The organism is Halobacillus litoralis (assembly GCF_020524025.1).
GTDB classification, from domain to species: domain Bacteria; phylum Bacillota; class Bacilli; order Bacillales; family Halobacillaceae; genus Halobacillus; species Halobacillus litoralis_D.
This window is the reverse complement of record NZ_JAIVKN010000002.1, coordinates 318,489-333,756: the sequence shown is the minus strand read 5'-3', so window position 1 is coordinate 333,756 and position 15,268 is coordinate 318,489. Positions and strand designations below refer to the sequence as shown.

Genomic DNA, 15,268 nt, shown 5'->3' with positions numbered 1-15,268 from the left:
AGGAGGGGATTTCATGATTCAACTCGACAATGTTTCCAAGCGGTATCGACGAAAGCAGGTCCTTGATCCCTTTTCGCTGACGATTCAGGAGGGAAGTTCGATCGGTATCATTGGACCGAATGGAGCTGGGAAATCTACCTTTCTTAAACTTATCGCTTCATTAGAAAAACCTTCGAAGGGAGCCCTTTCCTATGAAGGACAACCATACAAACAAGTAGTAAAGCGCGTCCGTTCAGCGATTGGATATGTTCCGCAGGACATCGCCCTTTATGAAGAGTTGACGGTAGGGCAGCAGATTGCCTTTTGGAAGAAGCTTGAGAAGACAAAAGTGGATGATGACTTTCTGAAGCGGATGGTGGAGACACTGCGCCTTGATGAAGTGATGGACCAGCCTGTCGGTCAATTGTCCGGAGGCTGGAAGCGGAAAGTGAATCTATGCGTCGGTCTCCTGAAAAATCCTTCGATCTGTTTACTGGATGAACCGACCGCGGGTGTTGATTTAGCAGCCAAAGAGGATATCATTGCCTGGCTGAAAGAGCTACACCAACAGGGGAAGACGCTTTTATATATTAGTCATGACTGGTATGAGCTGAGGAAACTGAGTGATGAATATCTTTTGTTTGCTGAGAAAAGGCCGGTTTTTCAAGGGACAGAAACAGCATTGATCCGTCAAAAAGAAGAACTGCTGCAATCGTTTGATGAACAGAAAGATCTAAGACGTATTTTGCAGCACCTTTGATTCGTGCTGCGGTAGGAAAGGAATCTTCCTGGGAAAATAGGACCGGTTCTTGTTTAGGTTCTTAAACTTAGGAGGAGACTAAGAATTAGAAGTTATATAGAGAAAGGGTGCGGAAAATGAAGGTGCTTGGATACCGATATGTAGATGTATCAGACAAGAGTGATGACATGGTCGACTTCTTTCAAAACAAGCTTGGAATCGAAAACGCCTGGACGAACACGGACGAGTACCGCGGCGGAATTTTTAAAGCAGGAGATAGCTGGCTTGAATTTTGGCATAAAAGTGAATGTATGGTGGGCGTAACGATGCTTCAGATCGTTGTCGATGATGCCGATGCGTTTGCGGATTATGCCAAAAAACAGGGAACGGACATTCATGGTCCAATTGAAGAACATGGAGAGAAGATGTATTCGCTGACCGCACCAAACGGGATGCCGGTCACGATTCTTTCTTCCATAGAAAGTTGATCGAAACCACAACGCAAAATGGATAGTCAATAGTCTCTGTTTAAGTCTGTGGTTAATTTTTAATCAGTTCCATAGAATACCCCTTATGTAGAGTCGAAGCTTATGGATGGGCCGTTACTTTTGTTGAACGGAGGGGTGGCTGGGAACGACTCGCTTTCCACGGGCGAGGAGTTTCCCCATCCCCACAGGAAAGCGAGTGGTTTCCAGGCCCACCTTACACTCAACTAACATTCACGGAAACCCTAAATAACACCACTAAGCTATAACAGAGCCAATAAAAAAGAAGCTGACCTCCCATCAGAGATCAGCTTCTTTTTTAAAGATGGGTATGGACATTTAAACTTTTAATCACAACATTGTCCTCAGAAACATCCAGGATGTTAATCCCTGTGTTATCCTGAAAGATTTTTCTATAATGAGAAAAAGACATCCCAAGAACGCCCGCGAGGAAGAACCGGATTGTATTGTTGTGGGCGGTGACAAGAACGGTTTCATCCCCGTGCTTTTGTGTAAGGTCGTTGAAGAAAGAAGTCGCCCGGTCATGCATTTCTTTGGCTGTTTCTCCCGTTCTTCCTGCCCGCGTATGCCATGGATCTCTCATCCACTCGTTCCATGACTCTGGGTCTTCTTGGATAAAGGTGGCTTTAGATCGTCCTTCCCATTCGCCAAAGTCTCCTTCATACATCCGTTCATCCATCTCGATGTCCATCTTTCGTTCTCCCAGAATCAGAGACGCTGTATCGTAGGCTCTAATTAAAGGAGAAGAATAGGCCGCATCAAAATGAACATCTTTTAAAAATTCCCCGGCTGCACGCGCCTGTTCTTTTCCCTTTTCAGACAGGCCGATGTCAGTTCGGCCACAATATAGATCACCGGCTGCATTCCATTCACTTTCGCCGTGCCGGATTAAATACACTCTGGTCATTTCGATTTCCTCCTGCTGCTGTTCGTTTTCTACAGTTATCTATCCGTTCTTCATTATGTCTTTCGAACTGTCCAGATGCAAGAGTCTGGCAGGTATGGACCATAGAAAATGAGCGTGCCGGCGTAGAAGTGAGATGGTTCACTTTGCCATTATCATTCCTCATGCTCCCGATGTTAGAATCTCTGATGGAACCTTACTAGAGGGAGGTTATATCATGGAGTATTTATTTGCACTTGCAAGTATCCTGGCTGTTGTGGGGATATTTTTTGCAGGAAGCAGGATGTTCAACACATTAGCAGAGGGTTCGTTTTCCCAACCAGAAATTCAAAAAGCCCAGACGAAATTTTTTATTACGGCAGCACTTGTTGAGGCGCTTTCGATCATCATACTTGCTTCAACCTATGCAAACCTTGCTGATGGAGAAGTGATGGTCCTTCATATGTACCTATCGATAGCTGTCATCCTTGTGTTTTGGCTGGTCGGACTGACTAAACTGTTCGTAAAAGGACAGGAAAGCATCTCTTCTGTAACCGGTGAAAATCAATCACAGGCAAAAGGGGTCGTTTTTATTTCCCTCGCCTTTTTAAGCGGAATTCCGATTGCTTCTATTATGATGCTGCTGAACGCTTAATTACTGGGGCGGATGCTGTGTACATACGGATTGGAAATTCACATGAGACGGAAGAAGAGGAAGGTGTCCCTTAGGATTCCTTCCTCTTCTTTTGTTTATCTCATAATGGTTGATCCTCTCAGTGACTCTGGCTTGGCTCCGATGATTAATAAGAATAGTTTCGCGTCCCCGACGTTCCGGTGCTTGTCTAATAATCCTTTAACCAATGGAAAATCGGCGTGTTCTTTGAGCCGCTTTACTTCTTTCTGGTATAACGATAAGATCGACCCTTTGACGAACTCAGGATAAGTGGCCGTCAAATCTTCTTCCATTAAAAGTGCCCCCATATATCCGTACTTAATTTGCAGCTGGCGCGTAAAACTGACGACGTGACTTAGAATTCCGTATACGTCTGGATGAGTCCGTCTTATTTCCTCCAACTCTTCCTTCGCTTCGTATAAATCACCCAAGCTGGCTAAGTTCATCATGTTTATCCACCCCTTTTTCCCAAGGTTTTTCAAGGCCGATGAGTCTTGTCAGTTCAGCACTGTGTTCCCGGCGGAAACGGCGCCTTTTGGCACGTTCTTCCCCTGATTGATAGAGAAATTGTTCTTCTTCTGTTTCAGGAATCACCTTCGGGACCTGGACAGCTTTTTTATTCGCATCCAGGGCTACAAAAGTTAAGAAAGCCGTAGCGGCCATCCGTCTTTCCCCGGTGATCATATCTTCTGCAATGACTTTACAAAAGATTTCCATCGACTTATTGCTCGTATAGGAGACGAAGGACTCCACACAGACAGAATCCGTCTGATGAATCGGATGAAGGAAATCAATCGAATCCGTGGAGGCTGTTACACACTCCTTTACCCGGGCGTGTCTTCGTGCAGACAGGGTGGCATTGTTGTCCAATTTCTTCATCAGCACCCCGCCAAATAGTGTGTTGTAATTGTTCAGGTCATTGATCATTACTTGATCGGTGTTGATGACGAGACTTTCTTTTGTACGTTTTGCTTCCATCGTTCCACTTCCTTTCAGCAGGATAATCCATTCTAAACGCTTATTCGTAAAGACTGTCTTTTTCTATGAAAAGGATGACACCTTCAGTCTAAGCGGGTCGGTTCAGAAAGTGAAATAGCAATTCGGCATTGTCAGGATAGCCAATATCTATGTAAATGCTTACAGTCATAGGGAAAAGGCATAAAAAAATCAGCTTTGGGTTACAAAGCTGATTCTTGGTCGATAGAGCTGAGGCGGTTCTGGGTATAAGTCAGCCATTCTTTTGCCGCATAGGAAATGTACTGCTCTTTCGGCCAGATGATGGCTAATTCCCAGGCGACGGACGGCTCGGCCACTTTTGTCGTGCGGACATCTTCTTTTAACAGACCGGCGACACTTTTGGGCAGGAGCGAGATGCCGAAATTAGAAGCTATCATCTTGCCGATAAAGTCCCACTGCGAGCTTTCTGAAATGACGTTCGGGAGGAATCCGGCTTTCTTACAGGTGGAAATGATGCGGTCGTTCAGGACAAAATCCTTGTTAAAAAGGATAAAGGAATCGTGTTTCAGCTGTTCCAAATGGATTTCTTCCTGCCCCGCCAGCGGGTGCGCCGTGGGAAGCACAGCCACTAACTCCTCTTTTAGTAAGAAAAAGTAGTCAAAGATCTCTTCCCTTGTCGGAAGGACGGTAATGCCGACGTCTAATTCCTCCTGCATAATGTTCTCCTCAATTTTCTTAGCCCCGTCTTCCATGAGCTGAAAAGTAATGTGAGGATACTGTTCATGGAACCCACCGAGGATTTGGATAAACTGTTCGGCATCCATAATCGGCGGAAGACCGATACGGATGTGTCCTTTCTGCAACCCGATCAAATCATCGAGCTGTGTCTGCAGATTCTGGAACGCTTTATCAATCGTTTTCGCCTGAGAGAGAATCAGGCGCCCGGCATCCGTAAGGACTACTTTTTTTCTGCTTCGTTCGAACAATTCCACTCCGAGGTCTGTCTCCAGATTCTTAATCATTTTACTGATCGTGGGTTGAGAGATAAAGAGGTGTGAGGCTGCCTTGGTGAAGCTTTTGTGTCGGGCAACTTCAATGAAATACTGCAGGTGACGAATGTCCATCGTTGAATTCTCCCTTTGTCGTGGCATTTTCAACCATCATAAAATACACGGCCATATCCTTCAATAGGGTTTCTTTCTAATTTTACGCTGACTCAGGGGGCTTGTATGAAGTAAATGAAGCAGCTGGAACTTTATACCCGCCCTGCTGAGGAGAAAGATAAGTCATTTGTTGTAAGCGCATACAAATTATTCGTGAAATATTACAACAATTTACACAAATCTAACAAATTTTGATATATAATGGAGGACGTTGGAGTTTCTTGTTGAATATATAGATATTTGGGGAGGGGTAAAACGTATGAAGAAAATAAGCCTCAAAAAAGGGGTTAGTTCTGTCGTTGTCAGTTCTTTAGTTCTCGGGATGTTTGCAGGCCCTGCGTACAATGTCAAGGCTGAAGCACCATCCAGTGACACCTTGTTGATTTCTGAGTATGTGGAAGGCAGCTCGTATAACAAAGCATTGGAATTGTACAACGGGAGTGGCAGTCAACTTGATTTAAGCGAATATACAATTGAAGTTTATTCAAATGGCAGTTCTGAAAGCAGTGGAACATTTGAGTTGGAAGGAACGCTTGCTGATGGAGAAGTATTTGTGATCGCAAACGATGGTGCAGGAGAGGTTGTTAAAGCCGCCGCTGACCTCCTCACAACGGACAGCGTTGTAAACTTTAATGGAAACGATGCGCTTGTATTAAAGCATAATGGTGAAATTGTCGACTCTCTTGGCCAGGTTGGATCGGATGCTGATTTTGCAAAAGACGTCACACTTACGAGAATGACTGATAAGCTGACGGGCGATAAGAATCCTAATGATGCATTTGATGCCGGCACCTCTTTTAACATCGAAGACAAAGATACCTTTACTTATTTAGGTCAATATCCAGACGAAACATCCCCGGATGAACCTGATGAACCTATTACCCTATCTACGATATCTGAAGCAAGAAACGCGTCGGAAGGTACAAATGTGAAAGTCGAAGGCATTGCCACGGCCACTTTTGAATCTGGTGGACAGACGAACGTATACATACAAGATGATACCGCTGGAATTATCGTTCGTGCCTCCGGTTTAAATGTAACAGTTGGCGATGAAATCACAGCCCAGGGAGCTCTTTCTTCCTACTATGGAATGGAGCAGATCCAGGCCGATGCTGATGATGTTACGGTCAAAACGGAAGATAAAGGGGTTCCGGATCCCGAACTCGTGACAGGATCTGCCTTTAGTTCAGAAAACGGCGAAGAGATTGAAGGCGAATTTGTAAAGCTCAATGGTGTGAAGATTACCGGTCAAAATCAGTACGGTGACTATACAGCAGAGGATGATACCGGTGAATTTCTAATCACCCCTCAAGCTGAGCTGGATTTAGAAGCCGGAACAACATACGAACAGCTGCAAGGTGTCGTCACCTACAGTTTCAATGAATACCGGTTAGTTCCAAGGGAGCAGTCCGATATTGTCGAGAAGATCTTCTCTGTCACAGCTAGTCCTGCTTCCGGGCAGATTGTCCGTGGGTCAGAAGTGACCTTACAGACCGCCCAGCCGGATGCGGCGATTTATTATACGATGGATGGCAGTGAGCCGACGTCAGGGAGCACAGAATATACATCACCGATTACAGTGGATGAAGATGCAACGATTAAATCTGTCGTTGTAAAAGATGGCGGTGAAACGAGTGAAGTCTTCACTTTTTCCTATGAAGTTTTAGAGTCACTTGATTCGCTTGATATCCACGATATTCAGGGAGCTGCTCATGAATCTCCTTATAAAGGAATGAACGTGACCAATGTCGATGGCATTGTCACCGCACTTGACGGTTCAAATGGCTTTTATATTCAAGATGAGAACCCGGATGAGGATATCGCGACATCCGAAGGAATCTATGTGTATTCCAGAGGTTCTGGTGTGGAAGTCGGGGATCAAGTAACGGTCAGTGGTGAAGTCAAGGAATGGAAAGAAGATGGGTACAGTGATGCAGACGATTTATTAACGACACAGATCACGGCTTCTTCTGTAGACGTTCAGTCTCAAGGGAACGACCTGCCTGATACGGTTGTCATTGGGGAAGACCGCACACCGCCGACCGTCAACATTGAAGATGACGGCCTGACCAGCTTCGACCCGGCAGAAGACGGGATCGACTTTTATGAAAGCTTAGAGGGCATGCGCGTAGAAATGAAGGATGCAAAAGTCACCTCTCCTCCGAAATATGAGGAAGTTGCCGTGTATGTGAACACAAATGAAGACCAGCTGTTTACCGATGCGGACGGCCTTTTAGTTTCTGAAAATGACTATAATCCAGAGCGTCTGCTTCTTGATGTCGATGGTTACGATGTCGACGTGAAAGTCGGCGACCAGCTGGATGGTTCGGTCATTGGTGTTGTCAGCTATGATTACAGTAACTTTAAGATTCGTACTCAGGGAGAGTTCCCAGCCATTGTAGACGGTGGAACAGAGCGCGAAGTCAGTGATCTGACTGTAGAGGAAAATCAGCTGAATGTAGCGACTTATAATATGGAGAACTTCTCTGCGGATACGTCCCAGGAGAAAGTAGACAGAATTGCTGATTCGATGGTGAACAACTTAAACCAGCCGGACGTCATCGGTCTTGTAGAAGTGCAGGATAACAATGGTCCAACAGATGATGGGACGGTCGAAGCAGACGAGTCTTATCAGAAATTGATTGATGCGATTGAAGCCAAAGGTGGACCGACATATGAATACACCGATATCGCACCTGCTGATAAAACGGATGGCGGTCAGCCTGGTGGAAACATCCGCGTCGGTTTTATCTATAACCCGGATCGTGTTTCTATGCCGGACAAACCAAAAGGCGATGACTCCACAGCGGTTGGAGTCGATCAGGATGGCTTAACATTGAATCCCGGCCGAATTGATCCTGAAAACGAAGCGTTTGATGATTCTCGTAAACCACTGGCAGCGGAATTTGAATTCCAAGGTGAAAAAGTGATTATGGTAACGAATCATTTTAACTCTAAAGGTGGCGATGACTCCCTGTTTGGTGCCAGTCAGCCGGTTGAACTTGGAAGTGAAGTTCAGCGTCTGAAACAAGCAGGTGTGGTAAATTCGTTTGTTCAAAATGTGGTCGATACCGTTGAAGGTGCCAACGTCGTTGTGATGGGTGACTTGAACGACTTTGAATTCTCTGCACCAATCAACACACTTGAAGGAGAAGTTCTGACAAATATGGTGGAGGAGCTGCCTCTTGAAGAGCGCTACTCTTACAACTATCAAGGGAACTCCCAGGTGCTTGATCATATTCTTGTAAGCAATAACCTGGCAGAACGGACAGAGATTGATAGTGTCAACATAAATGCTGACTTCTCTGAAGCGGCTGGACGTGCGAGCGACCACGATCCGATGCTTGCACAAATTGATTTTAATGATATGACTGAGAGAATTTCTGGTGCAGACCGCTACAAAACAGCGGTCGAAGTATCGAAAAAAGGCTGGGAATCCTCCGAGACGGTTGTGCTCGCCCGCGGCGATTCGTTCCCTGATGCTTTAGCCGGCGCACCACTTGCTTATAAGCTGGATGCACCGATTCTATTAACAAAATCTAATAAACTCGTATCCGACGTAAAAGCAGAGGTTGAAAGACTTGGCGCAGAACGCATTGTTATTCTAGGCGGCGAAGGAGCGATTTCGGATTACGTCCGTTATCAATTGGAAGGTCTCGGTCTTTCGGTTGAGCGGATCTCCGGTAAGGACCGTTATGAAACAGCGGCGAATATTGCTGCTCGCTTAGACGGAAACCCATCTAAAGCGGTTGTAGCGGATGGAAGAAACTATCCCGATGCGTTATCTGCTGCTTCTTATGCAGCTGAGCAGGGCTACCCGATTCTTTTGACGAAGACGGATAAGCTCCCTCGCGATACTAAACGTGCGCTCTCCGGTATTGAGAAAACGATCGTACTTGGTGGTACCAATGCCGTAAGTGAGAAAGTTTTTGATAAGCTGCCGGAAGCGATGCGCTACAGCGGGGTGAACCGTTATGAAACGTCAGCAGCCATTGCAAAAGAGCTTGTCGGGGACTCCGAACATGCGTTCCTATCTACGGGAGGCGACTTTGCTGATGCGTTGACAGGTTCTGTCTTAGCGGCGAAGTACAAAGCTCCGATGCTACTTGTGAAAAAAGAAAACATTCCTGACAGTATCGAGCAGGTCATTGACGAACAGGCCTATGATCGATACCACATCCTGGGTGGAACGAATGCGGTAAGTGAAGACGTTGTAGAGGATCTCGAAGACTAGTCCTCTTAGTTTTAAATATTTCTAGAAGGAATGGGGAATCTGCACCGGCAGATTTCCCCTCCATAAAAAATCATAATAAAAGCGGTTCACGCTTATTTAGAAAGGGTTGGATGTATGAAGAAATTAAGAGTACTAGCAACAGCAGCAGCTACAGGAGCGATTGCTCTTGGAACCATTGCCCTGCCATCTGGAGAAGTAAAAGCAGCAGAAGGCGATTTTGACTTAACGATTATGCACAGCAATGATACACACGCACACATCAGCAATGCCCCGAAAAAAGTATCACTTGTCGAACAGCTTCGTGCTGATCGTGAAAACTCCATTCTGCTTGATGCCGGCGATGTCTTTTCAGGTACGCTTTTCTACAATCAATATAAAGGTCTTGCAGATGTTCAGTTTATGAACATGATGCAGTATGACGCGATGGTTCCGGGTAACCATGAGTTTGATGATGGTCCGGCGGTTTTTGCGGATTTTATTGAGGAAGCAGAATTTCCGATTGTAAGTTCTAACATTGATTACAGCGCCAATACACGCCTGAGCCAGCTGTTCAAAGATGAAATCGGCACACCAGGTGAGGACAGCACGATCTATCCAGCTTCGATCATTGATGTAGACGGAGAAAAAGTCGGAGTCTTCGGTCTGACAAGTGAGGAAACCGTTACCTTGTCCAACCCAGGGGATACCATCAGTTTTGAAGACTACATTCAAAAAGCTGAAGATACGGTAGCGATGCTTGAAGGTGAAGGGGTCAATAAAATTATTGCCCTCACTCACATCGGAGTTACCTATGATGAGACGCTGGCATCCAGTGTTGATGGTATTGATGTCGTAGTTGGTGCGCACAGCCATACACAGTTAGACGATGAAAAAGTATTCAATGAAGACGGCGAGCCGACTGTCGTTGTCCAGGCAGGAGAGTACAGTGAGTTTCTTGGTGATCTTCAAGTCTCTTTTGACGATGAAGGTGTACTTACAGCGTGGGACAGCCAGCTGATTGATGTTGAGGAATCTGATGTGACTCCAAATGCAGAAGCACAGGAGCTGCTTACAGAACTTGAAGGACCGCTCGAAGATTTGAAACAGCAGGTGGTTGGTGAAACAACGGTTGCCTTAAATGGTGAGCGCAGTGATGTACGCCAGGGAGAAACAAATCTAGGAAACTTAATTACTGATTCTATGCTTGCAAAAGCGCAGGACGTCGAGCCAGATACGACAATTGCGATTCAAAATGGCGGAGGTATCCGTGCCTCCATCGACAAAGGTGATATTACAATGGGCGAAGTTTTAACAACGATGCCGTTTGGTAATACCCTTGTCACGCTTGATCTAACGGGAGAACAGATTGTCGATGCTCTTGAAAATGGGGTAAGTGATCTTGAAAACATGGGCGGACGCTTTGCGCAGGTTTCCGGTCTGAAATATACCTTTGACCGTTCACTGGAAGCAGGCAGCCGAATCGTTGATGTGAAGACGAAAACAGATGATGGTTATGAAGCCTTAGACATGGACAAAGAATACACAGTAGCAACAAATGCTTTTGTCGCTGCCGGCGGTGATGGGTATGAAACCTTCGCAGAAGCAAAAGCGAATGGAAAAATGACAGAGCTTTTCCTTGTCGATTATGAAGTGTTCAACGAATATCTAGATGAACAGGGCACAGTATCCCCTGATGAAGAGTCCCGTATTGTTGAGAAAGCAACGGAACGTGTAAGCGGCATGAACCGTTATGAAACAGCAGTTGAAATCTCCAAAAAAGGCTGGGATCAAGCGGATACCGTTGTCATTGCACGCGGGGATGAATTTGCCGATGCCTTAGCTGGTGCTCCTCTTGCGTATAAAGAAGATGCGCCGATCCTGCTTACAAAATCCGGAGATCTAAATGATGAAGTGATGGAAGAAATCAAACGCCTGGGTGCAAGTGAAGCGATTATCCTTGGCGGTACAGGGGCCGTTTCTGAGTATGTGAAATATCAGCTGGACGGGATGGACGTAGCCGTTGATCGTATTTCCGGCGCGGATCGTTTTGAAACTGCAGCGAATATTGCTGCACGTTTAGATGGCAATCCAGAAAACGTCATTGTGGCTGATGGCTACAACTACCCGGATGCGTTAGCTGTTGCGCCTTATGCTGCAAGAGAAGGCTATCCAATCCTTCTTTCTAAAACAGATGAACTGCCATCCATTACTAAAGTTGCTCTAAGTGATTTTGAAGAGAGCATTGTGGTTGGTGGAACAAACGCGATTTCTGCCGATGTGGAAGCGATGCTGCCAGGAGCTGTCCGCTACAGCGGAGAAACACGTTATGAAACAGCTGCGGTCATTGCCGAACAGCTGGCTGTACAGGAAGGAAAAACGTTTGTTGCAACAGGTCAGTCCTTCGCTGATGCCTTAGCTGGTTCCGTACTTGCTGCAAAAGAAGAGGCTTCTATGCTTCTTGTTCAGCAGGATAAACTTCCAGCAGTAACGAAAGAGGCAATCGACAAGCTTGATATTAACAACTTCCAGGTTCTTGGTGGAACGAATGCTGTAAGTGATGCAGTAGCTTCTGAGCTGGAGAACGACGAAGAATAATAGAATACTAGAGAAGCCTCCGATCTTTGGATCGGAGGCTTTTTTTCATGCACGAATAATTTTCTCACATTCACCTGCCGTATTCCTTTAATAGAGAAGGTTACGCATAAATAATAGATTTTCAGCCTTATTATTGAGCAATAAAATCCTTCTATCAAATTTCATTTACAAAAAGTTTACATAAACTTAACAATTGGGTAGAATATTGTTGAGGTGTGTAAAATGACAAATTCTTTCAAAAGACTAGTGAAAAGCTACTTTTTCTATTTTGCTGGAATGATAGCTTTAAAGTTTATCATTTTAAGATATTTACTTCTGCAGGATACCAATCCCCTTGCCGGCCTATGGTTTGAGACAACCCTTGTCCTGCTATTTATGGCAGCGGTCGAGCTTATTTTAAAACGGGGAAAACTGTGGGTATATATCGTTTTCGATGTATTTTTATCGCTTTTATTTATAGGAATGCTGATTTACGAGCGCTACTTCGGTACGGTACCGACGTATTATGACCTTTCACAGTTAAACCAGGTGGGAAGTGTGAACGAAAGTATGTGGCTGCTCCTGAATGGAACAGATGTCTTATTTTTAGCAGACTTGGTTCTTCTTCTCGTTGTCTGGCTGTTTACACGGAAATTTAAATGGACGTACCCTGTGAACCAAACCTCCAATGTCGCCATGGCAAGCATCCTTATTGCCAGCCTCGTCATTACGATCGTTAACTTTCAAACGAGTAAACATGAAACGATTTTAGACAGTGCGTTGTTTGCTAAAGAAAATGGATTATTTACAACTCAATTCGTTCAGTACTATCAAGATCATTCCCAGAATGAGAAGGCATATGCTTTCTCTGGTGATGATCAAAATGTCACGCAGGAGCGGATCGAGGAGTTGAAGGGGAGCGATTATATCCCGATGAGCGAGCACGAAAACTTCGGAATCGCAGAAGGTCGGAACTTGATCGTTGTGCAGATTGAATCTCTTCAGGACATTGTGATCGGCCAGTCTTTAAACGGACAGGAAATTACGCCAAATATCAATGACTGGTTAGAAGAAAGTACTTATTTCACAGATGTGTATCAACAAATTGGCTCCGGAAATACTTCGGATGCTGAATACTTAATGAATACGTCGTTATATCCATTAGGCAGCAAAGCCACCACTGATGAAATCACTGGGAAAAAGGTCCCTTCCTTACCTCGAATGCTTAAAGAGAGAGGGTATTATTCTGTCACGATGCATGCCGATGAAGTGAACTATTGGAATCGTGATGAGCTGTATCCGGCGCTTGGATTTGATGACTATTACGCCAAAGAGTTTTATGGGGAAAAGGACACCGTTGGTTTTGGACCCTCTGACGGCTTATTTTACGATAAGTCCATACAGGCACTCGGGGATATTTCAGAAAACCATGAGAATTTTTATGCCCATGTTCTTTCTTTGACAAGCCATACGCCGTTTGAAATGCCGGAAGACAAGCGTGGTTTGGATCTTCCTGAGAAATATCAGGATACCCTGACCGGAAACTACCTGCAGTCTGTGCATTATGCCGATAAGGCACTCGGAGAGTTCTTTCAGGATTTGAAGGACAAAGGTCTATGGGAAAACTCGGTCATTGCTTTATATGGAGATCATTCAGGTCTGCATGGCAAGCTGCTGAAGAAAGAAGATCAGGAGTTATTAAAAGATTTCAATGGAGAACGTTACTCTCTGTTAAACCGTTTTAATATTCCTTTCATTGTAGGAGTACCTGGAAAAGAGGGAATGGCTCAGGAAGTCGATCATATCGGAGGTCAAATTGATATGATGCCGACACTGCTTAATCTTCTTGGTGTGGAGCCAGATTCGCTTTATTTTGGTCATAATCTGCTTCATTATTCCAACAATCTGCTCGGCATGCGCTACTACGTGCCGACCAGTTCCTTCTTTAATAATGAGACGTTCTATATCGCTAAGAATAGTCGGTTTGACCCGCGTATCCTTGATCTTGGTACCAATCAGCGTATTGAAAATGAGTTCAATGATCCGCAGTCCGCATTTAAGCAGGAGCGTGAAGACATCCTCCAGCTGCTGCAATGGTCAGATGCCTATTTTGAAAGTTTTTAATCACCAAAGCCCTCTCTTTAATAAGAGAGGGCTTTTTGTATGTAGAATCCTTTTCTGAGTAGACAAGCTGTTCAACATCTTGTAGATAGATGAAATCAGCTCGCAGTTCTCTCACATGAGAGCGAATCCTTTCCTATTTAGAATTATAAAAAAGAAGCTAATGAATCTCGTTTTCCGGCATACGATGGATAGAGGAAGGGGGACTTGGATGAAGAAATTGTTATGGGTACTGTTCTTTTTTACCTTGGCCTTAGGAGGATGCGCGTCAGAGTCTGCGTCAGAGGGGGATGGTGAGAAGGACAGTCAGCAGGAACCAAAGAGCGAAGAAAAGGCCGATGAGAAAGAGAAAGAGAATGAGAAAGAAAAAGAAAGCCAGGAGCCAGGTGTAACGGTAGATAAAAAGCTCTTACATGTAGAGATCACTTTACCAGCTACGTTTGTAGATTTTCAGGAAACATCGTTTGATCAAATCAAAAAAGAAGCGGCAGCTGAAGGGATTGCCGATGTCATTCAAAACGATGACGGTTCTATTACTTATAAAATGTCCAAAAAGAAACATGAAGAAATCATGGAAGAATTCAAAAAGGAAATGACAGTGACGATGAATCAGATGAAAGACAGTGGAGATTATCCATCGATACAAAATGTTGAAGCGAACGACGCATTCACAGAATTTACAATGACGGTAGATCAATCCGCTTACGAAGATAGTTTTGATGGATTTGCATCACTGGGAATTGGCATGACCGGGTTGATTTATCAACTGTTCAACGGGGTCGATCCCGATCATTATAACGTGACCATTCATGTGGTGAACGCAGAGGATGGAAAGGAGTTTGATACGATTTTGTATCCTGAAGCACTGGAACAATTAGGAGAAATAGGGGAATAAGAAAAATCACCGGGATCCGGTGATTTTTTTATGGCGGACCTCATCCTGCACCTTCTTTCTGTGCCTGTAGAAGTGAAGGTAGTGTACGATCAAAAATGCTGTGAAAACGCCAATCCCATCTTTCAATAAATCGGTCATGGTAAAAGACCGTTCCGGTACATACCATTGATGAATTTCATCAACCAGCCCGTAGAACATACTAAACACAGCTGCCAGTAAGTTCGTTGTTCGGGTAAACCGATGATGCACCTTGAGAGCAAGTACAATCAGGAGGTATAACAACGCGAACTCTATGAGATGAAGACTCTCTAAAAATAGGGCTGTCGTCATAGGAACCACTCCAGAATATCAATGATTGGCTGAACAGAGTGACTCGATTGAATCCAGATCCCGGCCATATACATGACGGGAAAGAGGGTGAATAGCATTCTTCTGTACATGGCGACTATCACTCTTTCATTTTTTTACCATTATAAGACAAAAGTTGTGGTTTTATACAAAATAGAATTGTAATACTTTAGGATTATTTATATAATGGATGATAGATTGCTTGAAAAAATTGGAG

The 15,268-nt window shown here is 44.6% G+C and carries 12 protein-coding genes; 7 read left to right on the top strand and 5 right to left on the bottom strand.

What is annotated here, in order from left to right; all coding sequences use genetic code 11:
- Positions 1 to 13: 13 nt before the first annotated feature.
- Together LC036_RS08315 and LC036_RS08310 are read left to right on the top strand one after the other, a co-directional pair.
- Complete coding sequence (locus LC036_RS08315) at positions 14 to 739, top strand: ABC transporter ATP-binding protein (RefSeq protein ID WP_226580931.1); 726 nt, start codon at positions 14 to 16, stop codon at positions 737 to 739.
- A gap of 116 nt (positions 740 to 855) precedes the next feature.
- Entirely contained in the window at positions 856 to 1,206 is a 351-nt protein-coding gene (locus LC036_RS08310; protein WP_226580928.1) for a hypothetical protein, read from the top strand.
- A gap of 316 nt (positions 1,207 to 1,522) precedes the next feature.
- Here LC036_RS08310 and LC036_RS08305 read toward each other — a convergent pair whose 3' ends face one another.
- Positions 1,523 to 2,131, bottom strand: a complete 609-nt coding sequence (locus LC036_RS08305; protein ID WP_226580924.1) for a histidine phosphatase family protein — start codon at positions 2,129 to 2,131, stop codon at positions 1,523 to 1,525.
- A 214-nt stretch (positions 2,132 to 2,345) separates the two neighbouring features.
- Between LC036_RS08305 and LC036_RS08300 the strand changes: the two genes are divergently transcribed.
- Entirely contained in the window at positions 2,346 to 2,762 is a 417-nt protein-coding gene (locus LC036_RS08300; protein WP_226580920.1) for a hypothetical protein, read from the top strand.
- A 95-nt stretch (positions 2,763 to 2,857) separates the two neighbouring features.
- Here LC036_RS08300 and LC036_RS08295 read toward each other — a convergent pair whose 3' ends face one another.
- The 3 genes from LC036_RS08295 to cidR all read right to left on the bottom strand — a co-directional run bounded on the left by LC036_RS08295 (position 2,858) and on the right by cidR (position 4,861).
- Positions 2,858 to 3,226 carry a hypothetical protein gene (locus LC036_RS08295; protein ID WP_226580918.1) on the bottom strand — a complete coding sequence of 123 codons (369 nt, stop codon included), beginning with the start codon at positions 3,224 to 3,226 and terminating at the stop codon, positions 2,858 to 2,860.
- A complete protein-coding gene (locus LC036_RS08290) occupies positions 3,204 to 3,758 on the bottom strand; it encodes an acyl-CoA thioesterase (RefSeq protein ID WP_226580915.1) in 555 nt (184 codons plus the stop codon). Before LC036_RS08290 ends, LC036_RS08295 begins: the two co-directional genes overlap by 23 nt.
- 200 nt (positions 3,759 to 3,958) lie before the next feature.
- Positions 3,959 to 4,861, bottom strand: coding sequence for a cidABC operon transcriptional activator CidR (gene cidR, locus LC036_RS08285; protein ID WP_226580914.1), 903 nt, complete (start codon positions 4,859 to 4,861; stop codon positions 3,959 to 3,961).
- 298 nt (positions 4,862 to 5,159) lie between these two features.
- Here cidR and LC036_RS08280 point away from each other — a divergent pair, with 298 nt between their 5' ends.
- From LC036_RS08280 to LC036_RS08265, 4 genes are all read left to right on the top strand, one after another.
- Positions 5,160 to 9,134, top strand: a complete 3,975-nt coding sequence (locus LC036_RS08280) for a cell wall-binding repeat-containing protein (protein ID WP_226580912.1) — start codon at positions 5,160 to 5,162, stop codon at positions 9,132 to 9,134.
- A gap of 114 nt (positions 9,135 to 9,248) precedes the next feature.
- Positions 9,249 to 11,708, top strand: a complete 2,460-nt coding sequence (locus LC036_RS08275; RefSeq protein WP_226580910.1) for a cell wall-binding repeat-containing protein — start codon at positions 9,249 to 9,251, stop codon at positions 11,706 to 11,708.
- A gap of 276 nt (positions 11,709 to 11,984) precedes the next feature.
- A complete protein-coding gene (locus LC036_RS08270; RefSeq protein ID WP_226580908.1) occupies positions 11,985 to 13,811 on the top strand; it encodes an LTA synthase family protein in 1,827 nt (608 codons plus the stop codon).
- A gap of 208 nt (positions 13,812 to 14,019) precedes the next feature.
- Positions 14,020 to 14,703: a hypothetical protein gene (locus LC036_RS08265; RefSeq protein WP_226580906.1), complete on the top strand. Its 684-nt coding sequence runs from the start codon at positions 14,020 to 14,022 to the stop codon at positions 14,701 to 14,703.
- 6 nt (positions 14,704 to 14,709) lie between these two features.
- On the opposite strand, the gene LC036_RS08260 is transcribed toward LC036_RS08265, so the two are convergent.
- Entirely contained in the window at positions 14,710 to 15,033 is a 324-nt protein-coding gene (locus LC036_RS08260) for a VanZ family protein (RefSeq protein WP_226580903.1), read from the bottom strand.
- Positions 15,034 to 15,268 lie beyond the last annotated feature (235 nt).

Excerpts from the sequence above, each read along its gene's own strand:
- LC036_RS08315 (WP_226580931.1), top strand. The coding sequence starts at position 14 with ATGATTCAACTCGACAATGTTTCCAAGCGGTATCGACGAAAGCAGGTC.
- LC036_RS08310 (WP_226580928.1), top strand. The coding sequence starts at position 856 with ATGAAGGTGCTTGGATACCGATATGTAGATGTATCAGACAAGAGTGAT.
- LC036_RS08305 (WP_226580924.1), bottom strand. The coding sequence starts at position 2,131 with ATGACCAGAGTGTATTTAATCCGGCACGGCGAAAGTGAATGGAATGCA.
- LC036_RS08300 (WP_226580920.1), top strand. The coding sequence starts at position 2,346 with ATGGAGTATTTATTTGCACTTGCAAGTATCCTGGCTGTTGTGGGGATA.
- LC036_RS08295 (WP_226580918.1), bottom strand. The coding sequence starts at position 3,226 with ATGAACTTAGCCAGCTTGGGTGATTTATACGAAGCGAAGGAAGAGTTG.
- LC036_RS08290 (WP_226580915.1), bottom strand. The coding sequence starts at position 3,758 with ATGGAAGCAAAACGTACAAAAGAAAGTCTCGTCATCAACACCGATCAA.
- cidR (WP_226580914.1), bottom strand. The coding sequence starts at position 4,861 with ATGGACATTCGTCACCTGCAGTATTTCATTGAAGTTGCCCGACACAAA.
- LC036_RS08280 (WP_226580912.1), top strand. The coding sequence starts at position 5,160 with ATGAAGAAAATAAGCCTCAAAAAAGGGGTTAGTTCTGTCGTTGTCAGT.
- LC036_RS08275 (WP_226580910.1), top strand. The coding sequence starts at position 9,249 with ATGAAGAAATTAAGAGTACTAGCAACAGCAGCAGCTACAGGAGCGATT.
- LC036_RS08270 (WP_226580908.1), top strand. The coding sequence starts at position 11,985 with ATGATAGCTTTAAAGTTTATCATTTTAAGATATTTACTTCTGCAGGAT.
- LC036_RS08265 (WP_226580906.1), top strand. The coding sequence starts at position 14,020 with ATGAAGAAATTGTTATGGGTACTGTTCTTTTTTACCTTGGCCTTAGGA.
- LC036_RS08260 (WP_226580903.1), bottom strand. The coding sequence starts at position 15,033 with ATGACGACAGCCCTATTTTTAGAGAGTCTTCATCTCATAGAGTTCGCG.